The organism is Pseudomonas sp. H3_E07 (assembly GCF_054668895.1).
This window is the reverse complement of record NZ_CP162795.1, coordinates 3,310,759-3,337,377: the sequence shown is the minus strand read 5'-3', so window position 1 is coordinate 3,337,377 and position 26,619 is coordinate 3,310,759. Positions and strand designations below refer to the sequence as shown.

The 26,619-nt window shown below is 61.5% G+C and carries 24 protein-coding genes; 12 read left to right on the top strand and 12 right to left on the bottom strand.

The window, feature by feature from the left end; translation table 11 throughout:
- The first annotated feature begins 7 nt into the window (after window positions 1–7).
- The 7 genes from AB4O08_RS15175 (at window position 8) to pqqE (ending at window position 6,564) form a co-directional block, all read left to right on the top strand.
- On the top strand, window positions 8–802 hold the full coding sequence (locus AB4O08_RS15175; protein ID WP_069672911.1) for a carbon-nitrogen hydrolase family protein: 795 nt from the start codon (window positions 8–10) through the stop codon (window positions 800–802).
- A gap of 48 nt (window positions 803–850) precedes the next feature.
- Window positions 851–3,193 carry a pyrroloquinoline quinone biosynthesis protein PqqF gene (gene pqqF / locus AB4O08_RS15170; protein WP_460114868.1) on the top strand — a complete coding sequence of 781 codons (2,343 nt, stop codon included), beginning with the start codon at window positions 851–853 and terminating at the stop codon, window positions 3,191–3,193.
- Window positions 3,194–3,352: 159 nt separating this feature from the next.
- Window positions 3,353–3,427: a pyrroloquinoline quinone precursor peptide PqqA gene (pqqA, locus tag AB4O08_RS15165; RefSeq protein ID WP_003194766.1), complete on the top strand. Its 75-nt coding sequence runs from the start codon at window positions 3,353–3,355 to the stop codon at window positions 3,425–3,427.
- A 66-nt stretch (window positions 3,428–3,493) separates the two neighbouring features.
- Window positions 3,494–4,405, top strand: a complete 912-nt coding sequence (gene pqqB / locus AB4O08_RS15160; protein WP_010207003.1) for a pyrroloquinoline quinone biosynthesis protein PqqB — start codon at window positions 3,494–3,496, stop codon at window positions 4,403–4,405.
- An 11-nt stretch (window positions 4,406–4,416) separates the two neighbouring features.
- Window positions 4,417–5,169 carry a pyrroloquinoline-quinone synthase PqqC gene (pqqC, locus tag AB4O08_RS15155; protein WP_010207005.1) on the top strand — a complete coding sequence of 251 codons (753 nt, stop codon included), beginning with the start codon at window positions 4,417–4,419 and terminating at the stop codon, window positions 5,167–5,169.
- Window positions 5,166–5,441, top strand: coding sequence for a pyrroloquinoline quinone biosynthesis peptide chaperone PqqD (gene pqqD, locus AB4O08_RS15150; protein WP_042571467.1), 276 nt, complete (start codon window positions 5,166–5,168; stop codon window positions 5,439–5,441). The genes pqqC and pqqD overlap by 4 nt, the downstream gene beginning before the upstream one ends.
- The gene (gene pqqE / locus AB4O08_RS15145; RefSeq protein ID WP_460114867.1) at window positions 5,434–6,564 is read left to right on the top strand and encodes a pyrroloquinoline quinone biosynthesis protein PqqE; all 1,131 of its coding nucleotides are present in this window, start codon (window positions 5,434–5,436) and stop codon (window positions 6,562–6,564) included. The genes pqqD and pqqE overlap by 8 nt, the downstream gene beginning before the upstream one ends.
- A 5-nt stretch (window positions 6,565–6,569) precedes the next feature.
- Here pqqE and AB4O08_RS15140 read toward each other — a convergent pair whose 3' ends face one another.
- The gene (locus AB4O08_RS15140; protein ID WP_010207008.1) at window positions 6,570–6,728 is read right to left on the bottom strand and encodes a YqaE/Pmp3 family membrane protein; all 159 of its coding nucleotides are present in this window, start codon (window positions 6,726–6,728) and stop codon (window positions 6,570–6,572) included.
- A 168-nt stretch (window positions 6,729–6,896) separates the two neighbouring features.
- Window positions 6,897–8,159 carry an aspartate aminotransferase family protein gene (locus AB4O08_RS15135; RefSeq protein WP_038453977.1) on the bottom strand — a complete coding sequence of 421 codons (1,263 nt, stop codon included), beginning with the start codon at window positions 8,157–8,159 and terminating at the stop codon, window positions 6,897–6,899.
- Between the two features lie 209 nt (window positions 8,160–8,368).
- Between AB4O08_RS15135 and AB4O08_RS15130 the strand changes: the two genes are divergently transcribed.
- Window positions 8,369–9,268, top strand: a complete 900-nt coding sequence (locus AB4O08_RS15130) for a LysR family transcriptional regulator (protein WP_010207012.1) — start codon at window positions 8,369–8,371, stop codon at window positions 9,266–9,268.
- A gap of 226 nt (window positions 9,269–9,494) precedes the next feature.
- On the opposite strand, the gene AB4O08_RS15125 is transcribed toward AB4O08_RS15130, so the two are convergent.
- The 10 genes from AB4O08_RS15125 to bioB form a co-directional block, all read right to left on the bottom strand.
- Window positions 9,495–11,273 (bottom strand): acyl-CoA dehydrogenase C-terminal domain-containing protein, encoded by a 1,779-nt coding sequence (locus AB4O08_RS15125; RefSeq protein WP_042571466.1) that lies wholly within the window; start codon window positions 11,271–11,273, stop codon window positions 9,495–9,497.
- A gap of 123 nt (window positions 11,274–11,396) precedes the next feature.
- On the bottom strand, window positions 11,397–13,166 hold the full coding sequence (locus AB4O08_RS15120; RefSeq protein WP_010207014.1) for an acyl-CoA dehydrogenase C-terminal domain-containing protein: 1,770 nt from the start codon (window positions 13,164–13,166) through the stop codon (window positions 11,397–11,399).
- 90 nt (window positions 13,167–13,256) lie between these two features.
- Window positions 13,257–14,546, bottom strand: coding sequence for a GGDEF domain-containing protein (locus AB4O08_RS15115; RefSeq protein ID WP_460114201.1), 1,290 nt, complete (start codon window positions 14,544–14,546; stop codon window positions 13,257–13,259).
- A gap of 261 nt (window positions 14,547–14,807) precedes the next feature.
- Window positions 14,808–16,613 (bottom strand): phenylacyl-CoA dehydrogenase, encoded by a 1,806-nt coding sequence (locus AB4O08_RS15110; protein WP_010207016.1) that lies wholly within the window; start codon window positions 16,611–16,613, stop codon window positions 14,808–14,810.
- A gap of 257 nt (window positions 16,614–16,870) precedes the next feature.
- Entirely contained in the window at window positions 16,871–17,152 is a 282-nt protein-coding gene (locus AB4O08_RS15105) for a hypothetical protein (RefSeq protein ID WP_010207017.1), read from the bottom strand.
- Between the two features lie 106 nt (window positions 17,153–17,258).
- Window positions 17,259–17,939 carry a dethiobiotin synthase gene (gene bioD, locus AB4O08_RS15100; RefSeq protein WP_010207018.1) on the bottom strand — a complete coding sequence of 227 codons (681 nt, stop codon included), beginning with the start codon at window positions 17,937–17,939 and terminating at the stop codon, window positions 17,259–17,261.
- Window positions 17,936–18,748, bottom strand: coding sequence for a malonyl-ACP O-methyltransferase BioC (gene bioC, locus AB4O08_RS15095; protein WP_021491316.1), 813 nt, complete (start codon window positions 18,746–18,748; stop codon window positions 17,936–17,938). Before bioC ends, bioD begins: the two co-directional genes overlap by 4 nt.
- Window positions 18,741–19,472 carry an alpha/beta fold hydrolase gene (locus tag AB4O08_RS15090; RefSeq protein WP_021491315.1) on the bottom strand — a complete coding sequence of 244 codons (732 nt, stop codon included), beginning with the start codon at window positions 19,470–19,472 and terminating at the stop codon, window positions 18,741–18,743. Before AB4O08_RS15090 ends, bioC begins: the two co-directional genes overlap by 8 nt.
- Complete coding sequence (gene bioF / locus AB4O08_RS15085) at window positions 19,465–20,646, bottom strand: 8-amino-7-oxononanoate synthase (protein WP_044287984.1); 1,182 nt, start codon at window positions 20,644–20,646, stop codon at window positions 19,465–19,467. Before bioF ends, AB4O08_RS15090 begins: the two co-directional genes overlap by 8 nt.
- 69 nt (window positions 20,647–20,715) lie before the next feature.
- Window positions 20,716–21,771, bottom strand: a complete 1,056-nt coding sequence (bioB, locus tag AB4O08_RS15080) for a biotin synthase BioB (RefSeq protein WP_010207025.1) — start codon at window positions 21,769–21,771, stop codon at window positions 20,716–20,718.
- 92 nt (window positions 21,772–21,863) lie between these two features.
- Here bioB and AB4O08_RS15075 point away from each other — a divergent pair, with 92 nt between their 5' ends.
- The 4 genes from AB4O08_RS15075 (at window position 21,864) to AB4O08_RS15060 (ending at window position 26,570) form a co-directional block, all read left to right on the top strand.
- A complete protein-coding gene (locus AB4O08_RS15075) occupies window positions 21,864–22,601 on the top strand; it encodes a ComF family protein (RefSeq protein ID WP_045791564.1) in 738 nt (245 codons plus the stop codon).
- Window positions 22,602–22,659: 58 nt separating this feature from the next.
- Complete coding sequence (locus AB4O08_RS15070) at window positions 22,660–23,424, top strand: TOBE domain-containing protein (RefSeq protein ID WP_010207028.1); 765 nt, start codon at window positions 22,660–22,662, stop codon at window positions 23,422–23,424.
- A gap of 78 nt (window positions 23,425–23,502) precedes the next feature.
- Window positions 23,503–25,401, top strand: coding sequence for a PhoX family protein (locus AB4O08_RS15065; RefSeq protein WP_010207029.1), 1,899 nt, complete (start codon window positions 23,503–23,505; stop codon window positions 25,399–25,401).
- A 194-nt stretch (window positions 25,402–25,595) separates the two neighbouring features.
- Window positions 25,596–26,570 carry a serine/threonine protein kinase gene (locus AB4O08_RS15060; RefSeq protein WP_010207031.1) on the top strand — a complete coding sequence of 325 codons (975 nt, stop codon included), beginning with the start codon at window positions 25,596–25,598 and terminating at the stop codon, window positions 26,568–26,570.
- Window positions 26,571–26,619: the final 49 nt, after the last annotated feature.

The following is a 26,619-nucleotide window of genomic DNA, read 5'->3' as shown; positions in this document are numbered from 1 at the left end:
GTTGAACATGCGCGTCGCCCTGTACCAATGCCCACCGCAGCCGCTGGATGTAAGCGGCAACCTCAAGCGCCTGCACGCTTTGGCGCATGAGGCCTCCAGTGCCGATGTGCTGGTGCTGCCGGAGATGTTTCTCACCGGCTACAACATCGGCGCCGAGGCCGTTGGCGCGCTGGCCGAGGCGCAGGATGGGCCGTCGGCACAGGCGATTGCCGAACTGGCCAAAAGCGCCGGGCTGGCAATTCTGTACGGTTACCCGGAACGGGCCGAGGATGGCCAGATCTACAACGCCGTGCAGTTGATCGACGCCCACGGCCAGCGCCGGTGCAACTACCGCAAGACCCATCTGTTTGGCGACCTGGACCACTCGATGTTCAGCGCCGGCGAGGATGATTTCCCTCTGGTGGAGCTCAACGGCTGGACGCTTGGTTTTCTGATCTGTTACGACCTGGAGTTCCCGGAAAACACCCGGCGCCTGGCCCTGGCCGGTGCCGAACTGATCCTGGTGCCCACCGCCAACATGGTGCCGTTCGACTTTGTCGCCGACGTCACCGTGCGGGCGCGGGCCTTCGAAAACCAGTGTTATGTGGCCTACGCCAATTACTGTGGGCGTGAAGGCGAGATCCAGTACTGCGGGCAAAGCAGCATCGCCGCACCGAATGGCCAGCGCATTGCCCAGGCGGGCCTGGATGAAGCCTTGATCGTCGGGGAGCTGGATCGCCAGTCGATCCTCGACGCCCGCGCCGCCAATCACTACTTGCAGGACCGTCGCCCCGAGTTGTACGGGGCGCTGCACAAGCCCTGATCCAGTCGGTTTGCTAACATGGGCACATTCTACGTTTCGGAAGTGCCCATGCCTGCGCCGGCCCACCCTCATCCCCTTCAACTGACCCTGGCCAATGGCCTGCGAGTTTCCTTGCAGCATGCGCCGCGTTTGAAACGTTGCGCCGCCGTTTTGCGCGTAGCGGCAGGCAGCCATGATGTGCCACTGGCTTGGCCGGGGTTGGCGCATTTCATGGAGCATTTGCTGTTCCTCGGCACAGAGCGCTTTCCCACGAGTGAAGGGTTGATGGCCTACGTGCAACGCCATGGCGGTCAGGTCAATGCCAGCACCCGCGAGCGCACCACGGATTTTTTCTTTGAATTGCCGGTTGCAACATTTGCCGATGGGTTGGAGCGCTTGGGTGACATGCTCACCCACCCACGCCTGGCCCTGGAGGATCAATTGCGCGAGCGCGAGGTAGTGCACGCGGAGTTCGTCGCCTGGTCCCAGGATGCCAAGGCTCAGCAGCAGGTCGCGTTGCTTGAAGGACTGGCGGCGGATCATCCACTGCGGGGTTTCCATGCAGGCAACCGCGACAGCTTGCCGGTAGAACGTGAGGCATTTCAGCAGGCGTTGCGCGAATTTCACGCGCAGTTCTATCAGAGCGGACAGATGACCTTGAGCCTGGCGGGCCCGCAATCACTGGAGGCGCTGCAAGTCCTGGCACAGTCGTTCAGTGAACAGCTGACTTCTGGGCCTCTGCGCCCACAATCCGCCCCACCGGCATTGATGCCGGGCCAGGCGCGGGGCTATCAGCACATCGCCAATCATCACCTGCATCACGTCATTACCTGCGACGCGCCCCGGCCAGCGCTGGAGTTTCTTTGCACCTGGCTTAACACCTCGGCGCCCGGCGGATTGCTGGCTGAACTGAAGACGCGACAACTGGCCAGTGCACTGCAGGCGTCAGTGCTTTATGACTACGCTGGGCAGGCTGTGCTGGATATCGACTTCACCACCCAAGGCGAATCGGCTACGCAAATAGAGGCATTGCTGCTCGACTGGCTGAGCTTTTTCGCACACAGCGACTGGACTTCACTGCGGGAAGAATTCGCACTGTTGGCCGCTCGGCAACGGCAGGTCCAAGGCGCCCTGGCATTGGCAAAAAACCACAGCCAGGATCTCTCGGAACAGAGTGTGGCCGCCCTCAAGACCCTACTGGATTCACTGCACCTACCGCCCTCCGGACACACGTGGCAACTGCCACCGAACAACCCATTCCTGCGCCCTCCGATCAAGGAAGAACGCGCCGGCCTGATTCGCGGCCAGACCAGCGCCCACCGAGGCTTACGCACCTTTGCCCAGGATCGTTCCCGTGGCCGCAAGGAAGTGTCGGCGCTGACATTCAGTCAAGCATTGGCAGACGACGGCGATGAAGGCGCGCTGTATCTGCAATGGCGGTCAGCGCCTTGCGGCCTTGAAAGTGCTTTGCAGCCGTTGCGTGAGAATGCCCGTCAGGCAGGCGTCGAATTGTCATTCGAAAACCTGGGGCAGGACGGGCTGGTGAAGATGGTCGGGCTGCAGGAGCCCATGCCAGCCGTGTTGGACCGGTTGGCGCAAAGCCTGAATCAACCGCAGGAAGCTCAACCCGTCTTGCCACAGATGATTGCCATCCGTGAATTGCTCAAGGCGCTGCCCGCTTGCTGCAACGGTCACAACGCTGAATCGACAGCCTGGGCCACCGCACGTTGGCAAGGCCTGGGCCTGGGCTTTTCCGCCGCCCATGAAGCCGCGATCAAAACCGCAGCGGCCCGGCTGCCAGGGCAACCCGCGCGGCTTGATCAAGCACGTCCTTCCCTCAGCGGTCAGCGCCTATGGCACACGCTAAAAACCGACTCGGACGAAGCCGCACTGCTGCTGTTTTGCCAGGCGCCAAGCCAGTCCCTGGCGGATGAAGCCGCATGGCGACTGCTGGGCCATCTGGTCCAAGGGCCGTTCTACCAGCGCCTGCGCGTCGAGCTGCAAATCGGCTACGCCGTGTTCAGCGGCATCCGACAGATAAGCGGCCAGACCGGCCTGCTATTCGGCGTGCAATCCCCCAGCGTGTCCCTGGAGGGCATCGCTGATCACCTGCAAGCCTTCCTCCAACAACTGCCGGCACTGATCGATAGCAGCGACGACCTGGGCAACCTGGCCCTGGCACAGCAGTTCTCAGCACAGACACTGCCCAACGCCCAAGCCGCCGAACTGCTGTGGCACGCCCATCTGGCAGGTCATCCGTCGGGTTATCTGGATCAACTGCAATCCCACATCCAAGCCTGTACCCGCGAAGCGTTGCAGCTCGCCGCCCAGCAATTGAACGACGCCACAGGCGGCTGGCGCTGCGTGGCCAACGGCCCGTGCAGCTCGGCTGGCTGGCAAGCGGCAGGCTGATCATTGCCGCCCCTGCAAAAGCCTTTTTCCATCAAGACAGCGCTAACTTGAAAAGAATTGCGTAACATTCCCACGCACACATCTGAACATCTCCGATTGGAGGTGGACTATATGTATTACTTGGTAGTAAACGTCCCATCCCTTCGTAGGAGTAAGAATATGACCTGGTCCAAACCTGCTTACACTGATCTGCGCATCGGTTTCGAAGTCACCATGTACTTCGCCAGCCGTTAATCCGCTGGGTAATACAACGCCTCGGTTCGCCCGGGGCGTTTTTGTTTTGAGCTTGATGGAGCTGCCATGTTTGTCCAGATTCTAGGTTCCGCCGCCGGCGGTGGTTTCCCGCAGTGGAACTGCAACTGCGTGAACTGCGCGGGTTTTCGTGATGGCAGCCTGCGGGCCCAGGCGCGTACCCAGTCGTCCATCGCGATCTCCGACGATGGTGTGAACTGGGTGCTGTGCAATGCCTCGCCGGATATCCGTGCGCAACTCCAGGGCTTTGCACCGATGCAACCTGGCCGCGCCCTGCGCGACACCGGCATCAGCGCGATCATCCTGATGGACAGCCAGATCGACCACACCACCGGCCTGCTGAGCCTGCGTGAAGGTTGCCCGCACCAGGTGTGGTGCACCGACATGGTCCATGAAGACCTGAGCACCGGCTTCCCGCTGTTCACTATGCTCACCCACTGGAACGGCGGCCTGGCCTGGAACCGCATCGAGCTGGACGCCAGCTTCACCATCCCGGCCTGCCCGAACCTGCGCTTCACCCCGCTGCCACTGCGCAGTGCCGCGCCGCCCTACTCGCCGCACCGCTTCGACCCGCACCCCGGCGACAACATCGGCCTGATCGTCGAAGACCTGCGCACCGGCGGCAAACTGTTCTACGCGCCAGGGCTGGGCAAGGTCGACGCGCCGTTGCTGGAGATCATGGCCGGCAGCGACTGCCTGCTGGTGGACGGCACAATGTGGGATGACGACGAAATGCAGCGCCGTGGCGTCGGCACCCGCACCGGCCGCGAGATGGGCCACCTGGCGCAGAACGGCCCCGGCGGCATGCTGGAAGTGCTGGAGCAATTGCCAAAACAGCGCAAAGTGCTTATTCACATCAACAACACCAACCCGATCCTTGATGAAGACTCCCCCGAGCGAGCGGAGCTGGTGCGGCGCAATGTCGAAGTGGCTTACGACGGCATGAGCATTGAACTGTAGGAGCGATCGAAATGACCGACACGCCATTGACCACCGCTGAATTCGAAGCCGCCCTGCGTGCCAAAGGCGCCTTCTACCATATCCACCACCCGTACCACGTGGCGATGTACGAAGGCCGCGCGACCCGCGAGCAGATCCAGGGCTGGGTCGCCAACCGCTTCTACTATCAGGTGAACATCCCCCTGAAAGACGCCGCGATCCTGGCAAATTGCCCAGACCGTGAGATCCGCCGCGAGTGGATCCAGCGCTTGCTCGACCACGATGGCGCCCCCGGTGAGGACGGCGGCATCGAAGCCTGGCTGCGCCTCGGCCAGGCCGTTGGACTGGACCCCGACCAACTGCGCTCTCAGGAACTGGTGTTGCCAGGCGTGCGGTTTGCGGTGGATGCCTACGTCAACTTCGCCCGCCGCGCCAGTTGGCAGGAAGCCGCCAGCAGCTCGCTGACCGAGCTGTTCGCGCCACAGATCCACCAATCGCGCCTCGACAGCTGGCCGCAGCATTACCCGTGGATCGACCCGGCCGGGTATGAATACTTCCGCACCCGTCTCGGCCAGGCCCGGCGCGATGTGGAACATGGTTTGGCGATCACCCTGCAGCACTACACCACCCGTGAAGGCCAGGAGCGCATGCTGGAAATTCTCCAGTTCAAACTGGATATCCTGTGGAGCATGCTGGATGCCATGAGCATGGCCTACGAACTCAACCGCCCGCCGTATCACAGCGTGACCGAGCAGCGTGTGTGGCATAAAGGGATCACCCTATGAGCTTTGATCGCAGCAAGAAACCCACCTGGCGCCAAGGCTATCGCTACCAGTACGAGCCCGCGCAAAAGGGCCATGTGTTGCTCTACCCCGAAGGCATGATCAAGCTCAATGACAGCGCTGCGCTGATCGGCGGATTGATCGACGGTGAGCGCGACGTGGCGACGATCATCGCCGAGCTGGATAAACAGTTCCCCGGCGTGCCTGAGCTCGGCGAAGACATCGAGCAATTCATGGAGGTCGCCCGTGCAGAGCACTGGATCACCCTTGCCTGAAAAACCGCCGATTGGCTTGCCGCTATGGTTGCTGGCCGAGCTGACCTATCGCTGCCCGCTGCAGTGCCCGTACTGCTCCAACCCGCTGGATTTTGCCGAGCAGGGCAAAGAGCTGAGCACCGAGCAGTGGTTCAAGGTGTTTCGCGAAGCCCGCGAGATGGGCGCGGCACAGCTGGGGTTTTCCGGCGGCGAGCCGTTGGTCCGTCAAGACCTCGCCGACCTGATCGCCGAGGCGCGCAGGCTGGGGTTCTATACCAACCTGATCACCTCCGGCATCGGCCTGACCGAACAGAAGATCAGCGATTTCAAGAAAGCCGGCCTGGACCATATCCAGATCAGCTTCCAGGCCAGCGACGAACAGGTGAACAACCTGCTGGCCGGCTCGAAAAAAGCCTTCGCGCAAAAGCTGGAAATGGCCCGCGCGGTGAAGGCCCACGGTTACCCGATGGTGCTGAACTTCGTGACCCATCGGCACAATATCGACAAGATCGATCGCATCATCGAGCTGTGTATTGCGTTGGAGGCGGACTTCGTCGAACTCGCCACCTGCCAGTTCTACGGTTGGGCGCAGCTCAATCGGGTGGGGTTGTTGCCGACCCGGGAACAGCTGGTGCGCGCCGAACGCATCACCAACGAATACCGCGCCAAGCTTGAGGCCGAAGGGCACCCGTGCAAGCTGATCTTCGTAACGCCGGATTACTACGAGGAGCGCCCTAAAGCCTGCATGAACGGCTGGGGCAGTATCTTTCTAACAGTAACGCCAGACGGCACCGCCCTGCCCTGTCACGGCGCCCGACAGATGCCGGTGCAATTTCCCAACGTGCGCGACCACAGCATGCAGCACATCTGGTACGACTCATTCGGCTTCAACCGCTTTCGCGGTTACGACTGGATGCCCGAGCCATGCCGTTCCTGCGACGAGAAGGAAAAGGACTTCGGCGGCTGCCGGTGCCAGGCCTTCATGCTCACGGGAGACGCGAGCAATGCCGACCCGGTGTGCAGCAAGTCCGAGCAGCACGGCATCATCCTGCAAGCGCGGGAAGAAGCCGAACACGCGACCCAGACCATCGAGCAATTGGCCTTTCGCAACGAGCGCAACTCACGGCTCATCGCAAAAGGCTGACGGCCTCAGCGCTTGGCGATGATGTACACCGCGTGGATGATGCCGGGGAAGTAACCGCACAGGGTCAGCAGGATGTTAAGCCAGAACGCACCGGCGAAACCCACTTGCAGGAACACACCCAGTGGCGGCAGCAGAATGGCGATGATGATACGAATGATGTCCATGGGTAAGCTCCAAAAATCGGCTCGTGTGAGCCGTGTAGCTAATCGACCTTGGCCATTCGTGAGGGTTCAGTGGGATCTGGCGTTGGGCCATCCAGGCAAAAAAACGCCCCCAACCAAAAGAATCAGGCCGGAGGCGCCGCGTAGACCGCGAGACGGTTCAGGAAGAGGTTAAACGGCGACGCCCTTGCGGCATTGCAGTTGTGCGGTGCGCACGCGGGAGAAGGCACGGGCCAGGCGCAGGAGCATTTCGTCGATGTTGCTTTTGCTCACGGTCAGGGCCGGGGTGAAGCGCAAGCAGTTTGGTTGCGGGGCGTTGATGATCAGGCCTTCGTGCAGGGCAGCTTTTACAACAGCATCCGCAGAATCATCCGACAACGTCAGGCCCCACATCAGGCCGTGACCACGCAATTGACCGTGGTCGTAGCGGTAGGCCAGACGGGCCAGCCCCTCGCCCAGGTACAAGCCGGACTCACGCACGTGGTCCATAAAGCCGTGCTCCAGCACCGCCTCGAGTACCGCCAGGCCGGCCGACGCCATCAGCGCATTACCGTGGTGAGTACCTTCCAACTCGCCCACCTCGAAACAACAGGCTTTACCACGCGCCAGTAGTGCTGCGAGGGGCACACCGCCGCCCAGGCCTTTGCCGAGGGTGATGATGTCGGCACGCACGCCGTATTGCTGCTCGGCGAGCAAGGTACCGCAGCGGCCGATGCCGGTTTGCACTTCGTCGAGAATCAGCAGGATCCCCAATTCACGGCACAAGCGCTCAACGCCTTTGAGGTAATGCTCGGTCGCAGGAATGACGCCCGCTTCGCCCTGGATCGGTTCGAGCAGGATGGCGACGGTTTGCGCGTCGACTGCCGCATGCAGCGCTGACAGGTCGTTGAAGGGCACATGGCTGAAGCCGGGCAACTGCGGTTCAAAACGGTTTTCCGGGCCACCCGCCGATGCCGACATCGCGGCGAAACTGCGACCATGGCTACCCGCGCTGGCACTGATAATGCGGTAGGCCCCGCCGCGATGCAGCTGGCCCCATTTGCGCGCCAACTTGATCGCGGCTTCGACGGCTTCCGCGCCGCTGTTGAGCAGGTAAGCCTGATCGCTACCGGTGCGATGGCACAGGCGCTCAGCGAGGTTGAGTTGAGCGCGGTTGTGCAGGCCGTTGCCGGGGTTGATCAGCGCCTGGGTCTGGTCAGCCAGCGCCTTGATCAACACCTGGGGGCTGTGGCCGAGGCTGTTGGCTGCGTTGCCCTGACTGAAATCCAGGTAGGCACGGTCGTCGCTGTCCCACAGCCACGAGCCCTGGCCGCGCACGAAAACGTGCGGCGGGCGGGCGACGCAGGGCATCAGGGACTCGCTGGAAGACGTCTCGCTGGGCGCCTCGAGAAGCAAATCGTCCAGGCTCGGCGCAGCGCGACGGAACAGATTCATAGCTCACCCCCAATAGCAACCGGACCTTGGTCGGTGCGGCACGCCAGAACGGCCCTGAGGTTTTTTGCCTTGCCTATGTAAACCCTATCAACATAAACACTGTTCATTGCTCGATTCGGCCCTGTAAGCCCTGCGAATAGGCGCTAGACTAGGCGCCTCAGCGGCCAACAGCCATTTCGTTTTTCCAGCTTTTTCGATAAGTAAGCCTTATGGATTTCAAGCAACTGCGTTATTTCGTCGCGGTGTATGAGGAAGGCCACGTAGGCCGTGCCGCCGAGCGCCTGTCGATCTCCCAACCGGCGCTGTCTCAGCAGATCCGCCAGTTGGAACAGAACCTGGATGTGAGCCTGTTCGAGCGCAGCAGCAAGCGCCTGCTGCCGACACTGGCGGCGCACACGCTGTACAACCATGCCCTGCCGCTGATCGATGGCATGCAACAGGCGGTTGAAGCACTGCGTAACTTCAAGGGGCAGGCGATGCGCACCTTGGCCATCGGTGTCCTGCAAACCGTGCACACCAGCCTGGTGCCGCAGATGCTGGAGCGTGTGCGCAAGGCCCAGCCACATCTGGTGGTGCAGATTTACGAATTGACGGGGCTTGAGATCGAGCGACGACTGCTCAACGGCTCGCTGGATATTGGCATCAGCTACCTGCCGCCACGCCAGCCGGGGCTGCACGGTGTGTTGTTGTATGAAGATGAGTTAAAGGTGGTCATCCCCGAGGACCATCCCTTGCGGGCATTCAAGAAAGTCTCGCTGAAGCAGGCGGCCGAGTTGCCCATGTTGCTGTTGGGGGAAGAGTTTCAAGTCAGGCAGATCTGGCAGGGCCAATTGTCCAACCTCGGACGACGCCCGCAAGTACAGGCGGAGCTGAACACCATGGTGGGGATTCTCGACAGCTTGCCCCACACGAAGTTGGCGACGGTGCTGCCGGGGCGTTCCCAGGACGAACACAACAGCCAGTCACTGTTATGGAAACCGCTGAGTGAACCCAGGGTGCCGCTGAAAGTCGGCTTGGTGTGCCGCGATGTGCAGCGTCAGCAGGCGACGATGGCGTTGCTGCGCACCTTGCTGGAAGACGTGATGAATGCCCCGCAGGCACCGGCCTGACTTTTTCACGGGCAAAAGAAAACCCCGCCGAAGCGGGGCTTTGCAGACTGTTTCCCTGACATCCATTTCACTCCGCCTTCCTGGCAGAATCCTACGTGTCCGTGTTGTTGCTTTGCGCTTCCTGCGCGACGTCCATGTGAAGTAGATTATCCGTGGATCCAATCTGGCGATAGAGGACGAATAGCAGCACGTCATGTAAGAGAATGCTTACACACTCTCCAATCCCTTAAAACAGTGCTTCATCCAGCAAGAACAGCGATTCGCTGCCGGCTTTTACCGACGCACTCAACGAATGAATACGCGGCAATAGACGCGCAAAGTAGAAGCGTGCAGTACCCAGCTTGCTGGCGTAGAAGTCTTCTTCCGATTCCTTGCCCAGCGCAGCCTTGGCCATGCGTGCCCACATGTAGGCATAAGCCATGTAGCCAAAGGCATGCAGGTATTCCACCGACGCCGCGCCGATTTCGTTCGGGTTGGTCTTGGCGCGGTCCAGCACCCAGGCGGTCAACTCATCCAGGTTATCCACCGCCGCGCTCAGCGGTTTGGTGAATTCGGCCAGCTCGGTCCCCGACGAGGCAATGAACCCACGGATTTCGTCAGCGAACAAGGTATAGAACGCCCCGCCACTGCCGACGATCTTGCGTCCCATCAGGTCCAGGGCCTGGATGCCGTTGGTGCCTTCGTAGATCTGGGTGATGCGCACATCGCGCACCAGTTGCTCCTGGCCCCACTCGCGAATGTAACCGTGGCCGCCAAATACTTGCTGGCCCAGCACAGTGGTTTCCAGCCCCAGGTCGCTCAGGAAAGCCTTGGCCACCGGCGTCAGCAATGCCACCAGGTTATCCGCACGCTCGCGGGCAGCGGCGTCGTCGCTGAATTTGGCGATGTCCAGCTGCGTCGCCACGTAGGTGGAGAACGCCCGGCCACCTTCGTTCGCGGCTTTCATGGTCAGCAGCATGCGCCGCACGTCCGGGTGCACGATGATCGGGTCGGCCATTTTGTCTTGCGCCTGAGCGCCCGTCGGTGCACGGCTTTGCAGGCGGTCGCGGGCATATTCGATCGCGTTCTGGTAGGAACGCTCGCCGGACGCCAGTCCCTGGATACCGACACCCAGACGCTCGTAGTTCATCATGGTGAACATTGCCGCCAGACCGCGGTTCGGCTCGCCTACCAGGTAACCCACGGCGTCGTCGAAGTTCATCACGCAGGTCGCCGACGCCTGGATCCCCATCTTGTGCTCGATGGACCCACAGCTCACCGTGTTACGCGCGCCCAGGCTGCCATCGGCATTGACCATGAACTTCGGCACCAGGAACAGCGAAATCCCCTTGGGACCGGCCGGTGCATCCGGCAGTTTGGCCAGCACCAGGTGGATGATGTTGTCGGTGAGGTCGTGTTCGCCACCGGTGATAAAGATCTTGGTGCCGCTGACTTTGTAGGAACCGTCCGCCTGTGGCTCGGCCTTGGTGCGGATAATCCCCAGGTCGGTACCGGCATGGGCCTCGGTCAGGCACATGGAGCCGGCCCATTCACCGGAATACATCTTCGGCAGATAAGTCGCCTTGAGTGCTTCGCTGGCGTGGGTGTTGATTGACACGCAGGCGCCGGATGTCAGCATCGGGTACAAACCGAACGCCAGGCTCGATGAGTTGATCATCTCTTCAACCTGGGCGGACACCGCCTTGGGCATCCCCATGCCGCCGAAGATCGGATCACCGCCAACCCCCACCCAGCCGCCTTGCGCATAGGTCGCGTAGGCCTGTGGAAAGCCATCCGGCGTGAACACCGCGGTGTTGTCCCAGCGGCAACCCTGTTCATCGCCACCGCGGCTGAGCGGGGCGATGGATTTGGCGGTGACCTTGCCGGCTTCTTCGAGGATGGCCTCTACGGTTTCGGCGTCAACGGTGTCTGCCAATGCCGGCAATTGGGCCCAAGTGGTGGCGACCTCAAAGACTTCGTTGAGGACGAAGCGCATATCACGCAGCGGCGCTTTGTAATCAGCCATGGCAAACCTCGTGAGAACGTGAAAAGTGATTCGGTGAGAGTCGGTTTTACAGGCTCAGAGTGTACCCGAACAACTTTTCAGACACATAGGGTCCACTTGTGACTGATCGGTATTTTTAAGTCATCACAACGCAAAGGCCTCCGCAGGCAGACTCATCAGGCATTCGCTGCCCGCTTCCACCGCAGCGCGGTGGGTGGCGGTACGTGGCAGCAGACGTTTGAAGTAGAAGTCGCAGGTCGCGAGCTTGGCTTTGGCAAAATCAGTATCCGGTTGTTCAGCGGCAGCGATCGCCATGCGCAGCCACAGGTAAGCGAGCACCACGTAGCCGCTGTACATCAAGTAATCCACCGCCGCCGCGCCCACTTCATCGGGATTCTTCATTGCGGCCATGCCGACCTTGGTGGTCAACTCGCCCCACTCCCCATTCAACTGATTGAGCTGCGCCACATAGGCCTTGAGTTGCGGATGCTCGGCATGCGCTGCGCAGAACTTATGCACGATCTTGGTAAACCCACGCAGCAACTTGCCTTGGCTGCCTAGCACCTTGCGCCCCAGCAGGTCGAGAGCCTGGATGCCGTTGGTACCTTCATAAATCGGCGCAATCCGTGCGTCGCGGGCCAGCTGCTCCATGCCCCATTCGCGGATGTAACCGTGACCGCCGAAAACCTGCATGCCGTGGTTGGTCACCTCAAGGCCGGTGTCGGTCATGAAGGCTTTGCAGATCGGGGTGAGGAACGCCAGCAGGTCTTCGGCGTCCTGGCGCTGGGTGGCATCGCTGCTCAGGTGTGCGGTGTCGAGCAACTGTGCGGTGAAGTAGGTCAGTGCGCGGTTGCCTTCGTTGAAGGCCTTCATGGTCAGCAGCATCCGGCGCACATCGGGGTGCACGATGATCGGGTCGGCGGCTTTATCCGGAGCCTTGGCGCCGGTCAGTGAGCGCATCTGCAGGCGGTCGTTGGCGTATTTGATCGCGCCCTGAAAACTTGCCTCGCCGTTGCACAGGCCCTGCATGCCGGTGCCCAGCCGCGCATGGTTCATCATGGTGAACATGCAGTTGAGGCCTTTGTTCGCCTCACCGATCAGGAAACCCTTGGCACCATCGAAGTTCAGCACGCACGTGGCGGAGCCCTTGATGCCCATCTTGTGTTCGATCGAGCCGCAGTGCACCGCGTTACGCTCGCCGGAGTCCGCATGGAACTTGGGCACGATAAACAATGAAATACCCTTGGTGCCTGCCGGTGCGTCCGGCAGTTTGGCCAATACCAAGTGGATGATGTTGGCGCTCATGTCGTGTTCGCCGGCCGAGATGAAGATTTTGCTGCCGGTGACCGCATAACTGCCGTCCGCCTGGGGCACGGCGCGGGTTTTGATCAGGCCCAGGTCGGTGCCGCAGTGGGCTTCCGTGAGGCACATGGTGCCGGTCCATTCGCCGGCAGTGAGTTTGCTGAGAAACGTGTCTTTCTGCTCGGCGGTGCCGTGGGCGTGGATCGCCGACATCGCGCCGTGGGTCAGCCCTGGGTACATGCCCCAGGATGTGTTGCTGGAGCCGATCATCTCGCTGAGCACCAGGCCCAGTGACTGCGGCAGGCCCTGGCCACCATAGGCCGGGTCCGCGGCCACACCGTGCCAGCCGCCTTCCACGTATTGGGCGAAGGCCTCCTTGAAGCCTTTGGGTGTAGTGACCACGCCATTTTCGAAATGGCAGCCTTCTTCGTCGCCGCTGCGGTTAAGCGGTGCGAGTACGTTTTCGCAGAATTTTGCGCCTTCTTCAAGAATCGCGCTGACCATGTCCGGGCTGGCGTCAGTCGCGCCCAAGGCGGCGTAATGGCCGTGGAAGTCAAACACGTTGTCGATCAGAAAACGCATGTCGCGTAGGGGCGCTTTGTATTCAGGCATGGCAATGTCTCCGTCAGCAGATGGTTTCAACCTACTGCCGGGCATTGCCGCGGACAATCACTGTAGCGCTGCTGAATACAGCGCCATCACTCAACCGGCAGCGCTCTCCATACGCACTGCGCCACGCCGGGTTTGCCCGGCGGCCACCACGCAGTTGCGCCCGGCGCCCTTCGCGGCGTACAGCGCCTGGTCCGCGGATTTAAGCACTTCTTCCGGCGTGCGCTGCTCGGCCTGGCGCTCAGCCACGCCAATGCTGATGGTCACCGAAACACTCGATGCGCCACTGCCGGAACGGCGCTGACGGCCTTGATGATCGTCCTGAGGGCGGTCCGAATTACGCAGCTTGATATCGTAATCGGCGATGATCCCGCGGATTTCCTCCAGGTGCGGCAAGCATTCTTCCACCGTCTTGCCGGCGAACACCACGGCGAACTCTTCACCCCCATAGCGATAAGCGCGCCCGCCGCCGTTGACCTTGGATAACTTGCTCGCCACCAGGCGCAGCACCTGGTCGCCGACGTCATGACCATGGGTGTCGTTGAAACGCTTGAAATGGTCGACGTCGCTCATCGCCAGCACGTAGTTGCGTCCCAGCCGCTGCATGCGCTCGTTCAGTGCGCGGCGCCCCGGCAAGCCGGTCAGCTCATCGCGAAAGGCCATTTGATAAGCCTCATGGGCCACACCGGCGGCAATCATCAGCATCACCTGGCTGCACATGATGTTCAGGGTGAACGGCAGGATGAACGTCTGCGGCAACATCCAGAACATGCCCAGCAGCCCCACCAGTTGCGCCGCATGCAGCGGGCGCGGCTGGTACCCGTACTGCGCCGCCAGGGTCAGGAAGCCGATCAGGAACATCGGGTACGACAGTTGGATCAGGCTCATCCAACTGCCATGCAGCGCCGGCCAGCGAATCTCCGCCAACCAGTTCAGCACCGCCTGGGGATAACTCTGCTCGAGCGCCAAGGCCACGCTGCCGATCGCCAGCAACACCGCGCCACGCGCGACGAAGTCACGGAACAGGTGGGTTTTCTCCTGCCACAGCGCGTAGATGCTGAACAACAACGGCAGCAGCAGGCAGCACAGGTGAAACACCACGGCTGCGTCTTCACGCACGCGACCGTGATCGCGATAGAAGTCTGTCTGGGTATCCAGCAGGAAGTAGGCGATGTACACCGTGATCATCAGAAACAGTTCACGCTGACGACGGTACACCGCGCAATACGAACCGCCGAGCAGCAACACCAGGGTCGGCAACACATTGAACAGTGAGGTGAAGAAGACGTTGAGCTCCTTGACGTACGCAGCCGAGAGCCCGGCCAGCAAGAGCAGCAACGAAGGTAGGAAATGACTGAAACGCACAGCGGACACGCGTGACAAGGGTAAAACTCCGACCCGCAGAAAAATGATGGCACTGTGCCTTTGCGCTGACAGTTAAGCACAAACTGGCACGCATATATCACATTGCCATCACTGTAACGGCAGCCACTGCCATTCCCTGAGCTTTTTGTTGCAATGCTTTCTGTCGGGGCTGGCGTGCCCGCTGTGTTTTTTCGCGAGCGGGCTCGCTCCGACGCAGAAACGAAAAAAGCCGCCGCTCCCGGGAGGGAGCAGCGGCTCTTGAAGTGAACCCGGTAAGGCTTAGTAAGCCAGGCCGAAGTCTTCTTCTTTCATGTCCATCAGGTTGTTGGCGCCCGACAGCATGGTGGCCACGTGAGTGCGAGTACGCGGCAGGATACGCTGGAAGTAGAAGCGCGCGGTCTGCAACTTGGCGGTGTAGAACGCCTCTTCGGTGGTGCCGGCAGCCAGTTTCTCGGCAGCCAGGCGCGCCATGTCGGCCCAGAAGTAAGCCAGGCACGCGTAACCGGAATACATCAGGTAGTCCACCGAGGCGGCCCCCACTTCTTCACGGTCTTTCATCGCGGCCATGCCGACCTTCATGGTCAACTCGCCCCACTCTTTGTTCAGCGCAGCCAGCGGTGCAACGAACTCTTTGACCGCTTCGTTGCCTTCGTTGGCCTGGCAGAACTTGTGCACGATCTTGGTGAAGCCCTTGAGCGCTTCGCCTTGGGTCATCAGCACCTTACGACCCAGCAGGTCCAGCGCCTGGATGCCGGTGGTGCCTTCGTACAGCATCGAAATGCGGCTGTCGCGAACGTTCTGCTCCATGCCCCACTCAGCGATGAAGCCGTGACCGCCGTAGATCTGCACGCCGTGGTTGGCGGATTCAAAACCGACTTCGGTCATGAACGCCTTGGCGATCGGGGTCATGAATGCCAGCAGGCCATCGGCCTGTTTCTTGGCTTCGTCGTCGGTGCCGTACTTGACGATGTCCACTTGCTTGGCGGTGAAGTACACCATCGCACGGTTGCCTTCGGCGAAGGCTTTCATGGTCAGCAGCATGCGGCGCACATCAGGGTGCACGATGATCGGGTCGGCGGCCTTATCCGGCGCTTTCGGGCCGGTCAGGGAACGCATTTGCAGGCGGTCACGCGCATATTTCAGGCCGCCCTGGAAGCCGATTTCAGCGTGGGCCAGGCCTTGCAGCGCGGTGCCCAGGCGAGCGGTGTTCATAAAGGTGAACATGCAGTTCAGGCCTTTGTTCGCCGGGCCGATCAGGAAACCGGTGGCCGCGTCGAAGTTCATCACGCAGGTGGCGTTACCGTGGATGCCCATCTTGTGTTCCAGGGAACCACAGGTCACCGCGTTGCGCGCACCGATGGAACCGTCGGCGTTCGGCAGGAACTTCGGCACGATAAACAGCGAAATACCTTTGGTGCCAGCCGGTGCGTCCGGCAGGCGAGCCAGTACGATGTGGACGATGTTATCGGCCATGTCGTGTTCGCCGGCCGAGATGAAGATCTTGGTGCCGGAAACTTTATAGGTACCGTCGGCCTGAGGTTCGGCCTTGGTGCGCAGCATGCCCAGGTCGGTGCCGCAGTGTGGCTCGGTCAAGCACATGGTGCCGGTCCACTCGCCCGACACCAGCTTGGTCAGGTAGGCCTCTTGCTGCTCGGGGGTGCCGTGCTCGGAGATGGTGTTCATCGCGCCATGGGACAGGCCTGGGTACATGCCCCACGACCAGTTGGCTTCGCCGACCATTTCGCTGACAGCCAGGCCCAAGGATTCCGGCAGGCCTTGGCCACCGTGCTCCACGTCGTGGGCCAGGCTTGGCCAGCCACCTTCGACGAATTGTTTGTAGGCTTCTTTGAAACCGGTTGGGGTTTTAACGCCCGACTCACTCCAGGTGCAGCCTTCGATGTCACCCACGCGGTTCAGCGGTGCCAGCACTTGCTCACAGAACTTGGCGCCTTCTTCAAGGATGGCGTCAACCATGTCCGGGGTAGCGTCCTGGCAAGCCGGCAGGCTCTGATAGTGCGCTTCATAGCCAAGCAGTTCGTCACGAACGAAGCGAATATCACGCAAGGGGGCCTTGTAGTCAGGCATAGCGATAAACCTCTGCTGATGTATCTGGAATGAACAACCGCGTGGATGTGTTGTGGCGGTCAAACAGGTGTTTGAAACATACGTTTACCACCTGGGGATGTCAAGCGCCGTCCGGATGCCGTTTGTCATGACATGAATCAAAGGCGCGCACGGCGAAGCCTGCGGCGGGTCGCCACACATGACTTTAGGAGAGATGGGGAGTTTTTGTAGGAGCGAGCAAGCTCGCTCCTGCAGTGACCGGATAAGACAGAAGGGGGTTAAGCGTAGGTGTCGATCAGGGTGCCGAGCATTTCATCCGAAGCCTTGGCGACTTTTGCACCGAGCTCCACTTGGAATTTGCCTTGGGCCATTTCGACCATGTTGCTGGCCGAGTTGGACGGCTGGGCGCGGTCATTGGCTTGCAGACGGTCACTTTGCGCATCCGAGGGCTGGGTCGTCGCGGCGCTGGCAATTTTACCGGCGGCCTGGTCGACACGGTTTTGCCCGGCCTGAATGCTGCTCAGGCCCGAATAAAACGCGCTGCTTCCAGAGATTTCCATGGCGTAAGCCTGCCTTTAGAGAATCGTGAACCTTGATTGAAGCAGAGTCGCCCGCAAAACACCCGTCAAAAACACTAATGGCATAATGCCTTATCGATAGCCAAAATCAGTCAAGCAGGTCCAATTGCAGGTACTCCGCCACGGCCTCAGCCCCGGCGTGCTTGAGTTTCGGCACACGGCCCAGGCACGGCGCGGGCAGGCGTTCGGCCAGGGTGGCGAGGTTTTCTTCCAGACGGGAGGTCTTGGGGTCGATGATATTTGCCACCCACCCGGCCAACTGCAAACCGTCGCGGGCGATGGCTTCGGCGGTCAGCAAGGCATGGCTGATGCAACCCAGGCGCACGCCCACCACCAGGATCACCGGCAGCTTGAGCGCCATGGCCAAATCCGACAGGTTCGCCTGATCAGCCAGTGGCACCCGCCAACCGCCTGCGCCTTCGATCAAGGTGAAATCCGCTTCTCGCGCCAGCATCTGCTGCATGGGCTTGAGCAAGGATTGCACCGTCAGCGACACACCCGCCTCCCGCGCCGCCAGATGCGGTGCAATGGCCGGTTCGAAGGCCACCGGGTTGACCTCGGCATAACTCAAGGGCAACGAACATTCGGCCAACAACGCCAATGCATCGGCGTTGCGCAAGCCTTTGGGCGTAACCTGGCAGCCGGACGCCACGGGCTTGCCGGCGGCGGTGCTTCTGCCGGCTTGTCGCGCTGCGTGGAGCAGGCCGGCAGCGACAGTCGTTTTGCCGACATCGGTGTCGGTACCGGTAATAAAGTAGGCAGCGGTCATAGAGGTTTCTCCAGTACGGCATACACCACTTGGTAAGTCGCCGGCAGGCCCGGGGCCTGGCGGAACCGCTCATACGCCTGCACCAGTGCAACAATCCGCGCGCGCCCCGTCAACCCTCCCGGGCGGCCGGGGTTGAGGTTATGGGCGCCCAAAGCCTTCAACTCATGGGTAAGGCTGCGCACATCCGGGTAATGCAGTACATGGGGACGCTGCTCCAGGCTCACCACCCGCAGGCCGCTGGCTGCGCACAGTTGCTGATAAGCCTCGAAAGTACGGAAGCGGTTGACGTGAACCAAGCCATCCGCCGCGCGCCAGCTTTCGCGCAGTTCTTCCAGGGTGCCCACGCAGAGGCTGGTAAAGGCAAGCACACCACCCGGTTGCAACACGCGATAGGCCTCGCTGAGCACCGCTTCGAAGTTCGCGCACCACTGCACCGCGAGAGAGGAGAAGATCAGCTCCACGCTGTCCGCTTTAAGCGGCAAACGCTCTGCATCACCCGCGATGAACTGCTCGGCGCCACCCAAAGGGCGCGCGTGGTTGAGCATTCCTTCGGCGATATCCAGTGCGATGCCTTGGCTGGCAGGCAGCCGCTCACCCAGCATGCGGCTGAAATAGCCCGTGCCGCAGCCCATATCCAGCCAGCGTTGCGGGGTGATATCGGCCGGCAGGCGCATCAGCAATTGGCTGCCCACTGCCCGCTGCAACTCAGCAACGCTGTCGTAACTGGCGGCTGCACGGGAAAAGGATGCCGCCACCTGGCGCTTGTCCGGCAAGGCCCCCGGCAGCGGGGCGTGGGATAAATCAGTCATCGATGCACTCATGCAAAAAAGCCTGGATGGCCCCCGCTACACCGTGGGGGTCTTCCAGAAGAAAAGCGTGGCCGGCCTGTTCAATCAGGCCGATTTCAACATCGGGCAGCAGCGCCAGCAGATCGCTGGCGGCTTCGGCGGGCACCAACCCATCCAGTCCAGCGAACAGGTGCAACTGTGGGCCGCGATACGCCAGCAAAGCGTCGCGGGTGTCGAGTTGGGCGAGCAGTTCAAGACCGGGCATCAGCACACTGGAAGGCGTATTCGGTGCGCCACTGACCAGCAAGCGTGACAACCCACGCGGGTCTTCGGCACCTTTGGCGCACAGCAAACCAAAACGTTTGAGGGTGACCTGGGAGTCGGCATGGCAACCGGCGAGAAACGCGTCGAACGTCTCGGCGGGCATCGCGCTCGGCCAGCCGTCATGGGCGACAAAACACGGATTGCTCGCCAGTGTGAGCAAGCCGCAACAGCGTTCGCCGCGCCGCGCCGCCAATTCCGAGGCAAGCATGCCGCCCAACGACCAACCGCCCAACCATGCGTTGTCCGGCAGCGTGGCATCGAGTTCGTCGAGCCATTCATTCAGGTCGCTGGAAGCCAGCGCGGGCAAGGGCTCGATCTGCACCTGCAGGTGTTCGTCCAGGCCTTGCAGTGCGGCAGCCAAAGGCTCCAGCGGTGATACGCCGAGGCCCCAGCCGGGCAGCAATATCAGTCGGTCACGCATGGTCGGGCTCCGAACTGCTTGATACGCGCAAACACGCTTCCAATGCGTTTAACAATAGCCGCACCTGCGCCTCGGTGTGGGCCGCCGTCAAGGTCACGCGCAAGCGGGCACTGCCAGCCGGCACGGTGGGTGGGCGAATGGCGGTGACCATCAGGCCGCGCTCGCGCAGCATCTGCGACAGGCGCATGGCCTTGGCGCTGTCACCGATCAGGATCGGCTGGATCGGCGTGAAGCTGTCCATCAGGTCCAGCCCAAGCTGCTCGGCGCCCTGGCGGAACTGGTGAATCAGGCTGTTGAGGTGCTCGCGCCGCCAATGTTCGGTGCGCAGCAGCTCCAGGCTTTTCAAGGTGGCGCAGGCCAGGGCCGGCGGTTGGCTGGTGGTGTAGATGTACGGGCGTGCGAACTGGATCAGGCTTTCGATCAGCGCTTCACTGCCCGCCACAAAAGCCCCAGCCGTGCCAAACGCCTTGCCAAGGGTGCCGACCAATACCGGCACGTCCTCCTGGCTAAGGCCGAAATGCTCGACGATGCCTCCGCCGTTGGCACCCAATGGCCCGAAGCCGTGGGCATCATCCACCATCAGCCAGGCACCTTTGGCTTTGGTTTCACGGGCCAGCGCTGGCAGGTCCGCCAGATCGCCGTCCATGCTGAACACGCCATCGGTGACCACCAGCGTATTGCCGGTGGCTTTCTCCAGGCGCTTGGCCAGGCTTTCGGCGTCGTTATGCAAGTAGCGATTGAAACGCGCACCCGATAGCAGGCCCGCATCCAGCAACGAGGCATGGTTGAGTCGGTCTTCCAGCACCGTATCGCCCTGCCCCACCAACGCCGTGACCGCGCCGAGGTTGGCCATGTAGCCGGTGGTAAACAGCAGCGCGCGCGGGCGACCGGTGAAGTCGGCCAGCGCTTGTTCCAGTTCATGGTGCGGTGTCGCATGCCCGACCACCAGGTGCGAAGCACCACCGCCCACGCCCCAGCGGGACGCACCGGCGCGCCAGGCTTCGATCACTTGAGGGTGATTGGCCAGGCCCAGGTAATCGTTATTACAGAACGCCAGCAACGGCTGGCCGTCCACCACCACTTCCGGACCTTGGGGGCTGTCCAGTAGCGGGCGTTGGCGATAAAGGTGTTCGGCACGGCGGGCAGCGAGGCGCGCGGCGAGATCAAAAGACATGCTGGCCTCGATACATCAGGTGAACAATGTGGGAGCTGGCTTGCCACCCCTACAGGGATGGCATTTCAATCAAACAACGGCGTTATAGAACTGCTCGCTGCTCTTTTGCTCCACCAGCGCCTGTTCGATCGCGGCCTGATGCACTTCATCGGCATGCTCTTCGCGCGCTTCCGGCAGAATCCCCAGGCGCGAAAACAGTTGCATATCCTTGTCGGCCTGCGGGTTGGCAGTGGTCAGCAACTTATCGCCGTAGAAGATCGAGTTGGCACCGGCAAAAAACGCCAGGGCCTGCATCTGCTCGTTCATCGCCTCGCGACCAGCCGACAGCCGTACATGGGACTGCGGCATCAGGATGCGCGCCACGGCGAGCATGCGGATGAAGTCGAACGGGTCGATGTCTTCGGCGTTTTCCAGCGGCGTACCGGCAACCTTCACCAACATGTTGATTGGCACCGATTCCGGATGCTCCGGCAGGTTGGCCAGCTGGATCAGCAAATTGGCGCGGTCATCAAGGGACTCGCCCATGCCGAGGATGCCACCCGAGCAGATCTTCATCCCCGACTCCCGCACGTAAGCCAGGGTTTGCAGACGCTCGCTGTAGGTGCGGGTGGTGATGATCGAGCCGTAAAACTCCGGCGACGTATCAAGGTTGTGGTTGTAGTAGTCCAGGCCAGCCTGGGCCAGGGCCTCGGTCTGGTCCTGATCGAGGCGGCCGAGGGTCATGCAGGTTTCCAGGCCCATGGCCTTCACGCCTTTGACCATCTGCAGCACGTAAGGCATGTCTTTGGCCGACGGGTGCTTCCAGGCGGCGCCCATGCAGAAACGGGTCGAACCGATGGCCTTGGCGCGGGCAGCCTCTTCGAGGACCTTCTGCACTTCCATCAGCTTCTCTTTTTCCAGGCCAGTGTTGTAGTGGCCCGACTGCGGACAATATTTGCAATCTTCCGGGCAGGCCCCGGTCTTGATCGAGAGCAGCGTCGACACTTGCACACGGTTAGCGTCGAAATGCGCGCGGTGCACGGTCTGCGCCTGGAACAACAGGTCATTGAACGGCTGCACGAACAGCGCTTTGACTTCGGCGAGGGACCAATCGTGACGCAAGGTGGCGGTGGTGCTGGCGCTCATGGGCGATTCCTTGATTATGCTTTGGCAAGCGCTGTGGGCAGGGCAATACCCACAGGCACGACACGGATGCTCGGCATATTTAAGGAAGATTCATGCACTGTCAACCAGACTACAAACACCAGGTTTACATCTGGTCAAAAAACACACAAACCTGTTTGATCTGCGATGAGGCCACGGACTCTTGCGATGCTGTGTGCAACGCCTGCGAAACCGAGCTGCCTTGGTTGATGGAGCACTGCAACCTGTGCGCCCTGCCCTTGCCGATGGAGGGTTTGATCTGCGGTCAATGCCAACAGCATCCACCGGCTTTCAAACAGGTGATCGCACCCTGGACTTACAGCTTTCCGATCGACTGTCTGATCAGCCGCTTCAAGCACCAGGCGCGCTGGCCCCTCGGACAAATGCTTGCACAGTTGTTGACGCAGCACCTGCAACACCGCTTCGACAACACCGAACTCACGCGCCCCGACTGCCTGCTACCGGTGCCCCTGGCGCGCAAGCGCCTGCGTGAACGCGGCTATAACCAGGCCTTGATGCTGGCGCGCTGGCTCAGCAGCTCCTTAAACATCGCCTACGATGAACACTTGTTATTACGCCCCCATGAAACCGTCGCCCAACAAGCCCTCGATGCCAAGACCCGCAAACGCAACCTGCTCGGCGCTTTCGCCCTGGCGCCCGATGCCCAGGTGCAAGGCCGTCACTTTGCACTGGTGGACGACGTACTCACCACGGGTGCCACCGCCCACAGCCTGGCGCGGTTGTTGATGAACGCCGGGGCGCGGCAGGTCGATGTGTACTGCCTGGCGCGCACGCCCAAACCAGGCAGCTGACTTGACTCCGTCCCACCTTGCCCGCAACGTTCGGCCCACCACATCGAAGCGTATTGCCATGTCTCTGCCAACGCCCCTCAGCCAACACATCATCCGCCGCCCCCAGCGCATTGCCCTGCTGGCGCATATCGCCGAGCAGGGTTCTATCACCCGCGCGGCGAAAAGCGCGGGGTTGAGTTACAAGGCGGCGTGGGATGCCATTGATGAGCTGAACAACCTGGCGCAAAAGCCGCTGGTGGAACGCAGCGTCGGCGGGAAAGGTGGCGGCGGCGCCAAGCTGACGGCGGAAGGTGAGCGCGTGCTGCGTCTTTATCAGCGCCTGCAAGTATTGCAGGCCCAAGTGCTGGGCTCTGACGAAGCCGCCAGTGACTTCAACCTGCTGGGCCGCTTGATGCTGCGCACCAGCGCGCGTAATCAACTGCATGGTCAGGTCGTCGCTATCGAGCAGCATGGCCGCAATGATCTGATCCGTCTGCAACTGGCTGGCGGGCTGACCCTGGCTGCGCAGATCACCCACGACAGCACGCAGCGACTAGAGCTGGAGATCGGCGTGGAAGTGGTCGCACTGATCAAGGCCGGCTGGCTGGAATTGCTGGCGCCCGAGGCCTTAGCAACAACTGGAAACAATTGCATGAGCGGCATCGTCGACGCCATTCTCGACGCCGAGGACGGCCCCAGCGAAGTGCGTGTCATCCTGCCCAACGGCCAGGTTTTATGCGCCCTGGCGCAGCCCGACACGCTCAAGGCTCTGTGCGTGGCCGAAGGTAAAGCGATCCAGGTTCAATGTGCACCGAGCAATGTGCTGCTCGGCACACCGGTGTAAGCGGCCCGCTATTTAAACTGCAACAATTTCGTCACGCCCGCTCCTTATGGTGTTTGCAAAAACCGCAGGGAGCCTGAGATGAGCCTATTAGAAGAAAACCAAGCCACCGACCTTGAGCAGATGGTCGGCCTCACCCGCCGCCGCTTCATCGGTGCCGGTGCCCTGTGCGGCGCCGCGATGTTCCTCGGCGGCAACCTGCTGACCCGCAGCGCTCTCGCCGTCAACGCCGCCAGCGCCAGCCCGTTGCTGGGTTTCACCAGCATCGCCGCTGCCACCAGCGACGCCATTACCTTGCCGCCGGGCTACAGCGCTTCGGTGCTGATCAGCTGGGGCCAGCCGCTGAGCAAGAGCGCGCCGGCCTTCGACCCGTCCGGCAACGGCACGGCCAAGGCCCAGGAGCAACAGTTCGGCGACAACAACGACGGCATGAGCCTGTTTGCCTTCCCCGGTGACGACAACCGCGCGCTGATGGCGATCAACAACGAATACACCAACTATCGCTACCTTTTCGCCCACGGCGGTGCGCCGCAGTCGGCCGAAGACGTGCACAAGGCCCAGGCCAGCGAAGGTGTGTCAGTGATCGAAGTACGCCGCAAGGGCGACACCTGGCAATTCGTGCAGGACTCGCGCTACAACCGCCGCATCCATGGCAACTCGCCGATCCGCCTCAGCGGCCCCGCCGCCGGCCACGACTGGCTGAAAACCAGCGCCGACAAGTCCGGTAAAAAAGCCCTGGGTACCTTCCAGAACTGCGCCAACGGCAAGACACCGTGGGGCACTTATCTGACGTGCGAAGAGAACTTCACCGACTGCTTCGGCAGCAGCAACCCACAACAGACCTTCGACGCCGGGCAGAAACGCTATGGCGTGGTCGCCGCCAGCAAAGACATCAACTGGCACCAACACGACCCACGCTTCGACATCGCCAAGAACCCCAACGAACTCAACCGCCACGGTTGGGTCGTGGAAATCGACCCGTTCGACCCACAATCCACCCCGGCCAAACGCACCGCCCTGGGCCGCTTCAAGCACGAAAACGCTGCCTTGGCGGAAACCCGCGACGGCCGCGCCGTGGTGTACATGGGCGACGATGAGCGCGGCGAGTTCATCTACAAGTTCGTCAGCCGCGACAAGATCAACCACAAGAACCCCAAGGCCAACAAAGACTTGCTCGACCACGGCACCTTGTATGTGGCGATCTTCGACGCGGGCGACGGCAACACCGACCACCCCAAGGGCAAGGGCCAATGGGTCGAGCTGACCCACGGCAAAAACGGCATCGACGCCAGCACCGGTTTTGCCAGCCAGGCCGAAGTGCTGATCCACGCCCGCCTGGCCGCCAGCGTGGTGAAAGCCACACGCATGGACCGCCCGGAATGGATCGTGGTCAGCCCCACCGATGGCCAGGTCTATTGCACCCTGACCAATAACGCCAAGCGGGGTGAAGAGGGCCAGCCAGTGGGCGGCCCCAACCCACGTGAGAAAAACGTCTACGGCCAGATCCTGCGTTGGAAGGCCGACGCCGATAACCACGGTGCCTCGACATTCACCTGGGACCTGTTTGTGGTGGCCGGCAACCCGGGTGTGCACGCCGGCACGCCAAAAGGTGGCTCGTCGAACATCAACCCGCAGAACATGTTCAACAGCCCCGATGGCTTGGGCTTCGACAAGGCCGGGCGTTTGTGGATCCTCACAGACGGGGACTACAGCAACGCCGGAGATTTCGCAGGCATGGGCAATAACCAGATGCTGTGTGCAGACCCCGCCACCGGGGAAATCCGCCGTTTCATGGTCGGGCCGGTGGCCTGTGAAGTGACAGGCATCAGCTTCTCGCCGGATCAGAAGACGCTCTTTGTGGGGATTCAGCATCCGGGGGAGACCGGCGGTTCGACCTGGCCGGAGCATCTGCCGAATGGCAAGCCGCGCTCGTCGGTGATGGCGATTCGACGGGATGACGGCGGTATCGTCGGCGCCTGATAGACCGCTTTCGCGAGCAAGTCGAAGCGTCGAACCGCCGCTCCCACATTCCACCGTATTCCTACAGGATATACGCGGTGAAATATGGGAGCGCGCTTGCTCGCGAAGGCGTCCCCACAGCCACCACCTATCTATGCTCGTGTGCGTTACCATACCCGGCCGGACGCGGCGCCCTGCTGCGCGCAGGAGTTCGCATGGCCCACCCGTTTGAAACACTCACGCCCGATCTGGTACTCGACGCGGTCGAAAGCATCGGCTTCCTCAGCGATGCTCGCGTTCTGGCGCTCAACAGCTACGAAAACCGTGTCTATCAAGTGGGTATCGAAGACTCGGAACCGCTGATCGCCAAGTTCTATCGTCCACAGCGTTGGACCAACGAAGCAATCCTCGAAGAACACCGCTTTACTTTCGAACTGGCCGAATGCGAAGTCCCGGTGGTCGCGCCACTGATCCACAACGGCGAAAGCCTGTTCGAACACGCCGGCTTCCGCTTCACCTTGTTCCCGCGCCGCGGCGGCCGCGCGCCGGAGCCGGGCAATCTCGATCAACTGTATCGCCTCGGGCAATTGCTCGGCCGTTTGCATGCGGTGGGTTCCACCCGCCCGTTCGAACACCGGGAAGCCCTGGGCGTGAAGAACTTCGGTCACGACTCCCTGACCACGTTGCTCGAAGGCAATTTCATTCCCAAGAGCCTGCTGCCGGCCTACGAGTCCGTGGCCCGCGACCTGCTCAAGCGTGTGGAAGAGGTGTACAAGGCCACGCCGCACAAGAACATCCGCATGCACGGCGATTGCCACCCCGGCAACATGATGTGTCGCGACGAGATGTTCCACATCGTCGACCTGGACGACTGCCGCATGGGCCCGGCAGTGCAGGACCTGTGGATGATGCTCGCCGGAGATCGTCAGGAATGTCTGGGCCAGCTCTCGGAATTGATGGACGGCTACCAGGAATTCCATGACTTCGACCCGCGTGAACTGGCGCTGATCGAACCCCTGCGCGCCTTGCGTCTGATGCACTACAGCGCCTGGCTGGCGCGGCGCTGGGACGACCCGGCGTTCCCTCACAGCTTCCCGTGGTTTGGCAGCGAGCGTTATTGGGGCGATCAGGTGCTGGCGTTGCGCGAGCAACTCTCGGCCTTGAACGAAGAACCCCTGAAACTGTTTTAACGGCTGTTCTGTGGGAGACCGGCTCCCACAGAAAGCAGATCCCATTGCC

Coding starts and splice junctions, on each gene's coding strand:
- AB4O08_RS15175 (WP_069672911.1), top strand. CDS start 8: ATGCGCGTCGCCCTGTACCAATGCCCACCGCAGCCGCTGGATGTAAGC.
- pqqF (WP_460114868.1), top strand. CDS start 851: ATGCCTGCGCCGGCCCACCCTCATCCCCTTCAACTGACCCTGGCCAAT.
- pqqB (WP_010207003.1), top strand. CDS start 3,494: ATGTTTGTCCAGATTCTAGGTTCCGCCGCCGGCGGTGGTTTCCCGCAG.
- pqqC (WP_010207005.1), top strand. CDS start 4,417: ATGACCGACACGCCATTGACCACCGCTGAATTCGAAGCCGCCCTGCGT.
- pqqD (WP_042571467.1), top strand. CDS start 5,166: ATGAGCTTTGATCGCAGCAAGAAACCCACCTGGCGCCAAGGCTATCGC.
- AB4O08_RS15140 (WP_010207008.1), bottom strand. CDS start 6,728: ATGGACATCATTCGTATCATCATCGCCATTCTGCTGCCGCCACTGGGT.
- AB4O08_RS15135 (WP_038453977.1), bottom strand. CDS start 8,159: ATGAATCTGTTCCGTCGCGCTGCGCCGAGCCTGGACGATTTGCTTCTC.
- AB4O08_RS15130 (WP_010207012.1), top strand. CDS start 8,369: ATGGATTTCAAGCAACTGCGTTATTTCGTCGCGGTGTATGAGGAAGGC.
- AB4O08_RS15125 (WP_042571466.1), bottom strand. CDS start 11,273: ATGGCTGATTACAAAGCGCCGCTGCGTGATATGCGCTTCGTCCTCAAC.
- AB4O08_RS15120 (WP_010207014.1), bottom strand. CDS start 13,166: ATGCCTGAATACAAAGCGCCCCTACGCGACATGCGTTTTCTGATCGAC.
- AB4O08_RS15110 (WP_010207016.1), bottom strand. CDS start 16,613: ATGCCTGACTACAAGGCCCCCTTGCGTGATATTCGCTTCGTTCGTGAC.
- AB4O08_RS15105 (WP_010207017.1), bottom strand. CDS start 17,152: ATGGAAATCTCTGGAAGCAGCGCGTTTTATTCGGGCCTGAGCAGCATT.
- bioD (WP_010207018.1), bottom strand. CDS start 17,939: ATGACCGCTGCCTACTTTATTACCGGTACCGACACCGATGTCGGCAAA.
- bioC (WP_021491316.1), bottom strand. CDS start 18,748: ATGACTGATTTATCCCACGCCCCGCTGCCGGGGGCCTTGCCGGACAAG.
- AB4O08_RS15090 (WP_021491315.1), bottom strand. CDS start 19,472: ATGCGTGACCGACTGATATTGCTGCCCGGCTGGGGCCTCGGCGTATCA.
- bioF (WP_044287984.1), bottom strand. CDS start 20,646: ATGTCTTTTGATCTCGCCGCGCGCCTCGCTGCCCGCCGTGCCGAACAC.
- bioB (WP_010207025.1), bottom strand. CDS start 21,771: ATGAGCGCCAGCACCACCGCCACCTTGCGTCACGATTGGTCCCTCGCC.
- AB4O08_RS15075 (WP_045791564.1), top strand. CDS start 21,864: ATGCACTGTCAACCAGACTACAAACACCAGGTTTACATCTGGTCAAAA.
- AB4O08_RS15070 (WP_010207028.1), top strand. CDS start 22,660: ATGTCTCTGCCAACGCCCCTCAGCCAACACATCATCCGCCGCCCCCAG.
- AB4O08_RS15065 (WP_010207029.1), top strand. CDS start 23,503: ATGAGCCTATTAGAAGAAAACCAAGCCACCGACCTTGAGCAGATGGTC.
- AB4O08_RS15060 (WP_010207031.1), top strand. CDS start 25,596: ATGGCCCACCCGTTTGAAACACTCACGCCCGATCTGGTACTCGACGCG.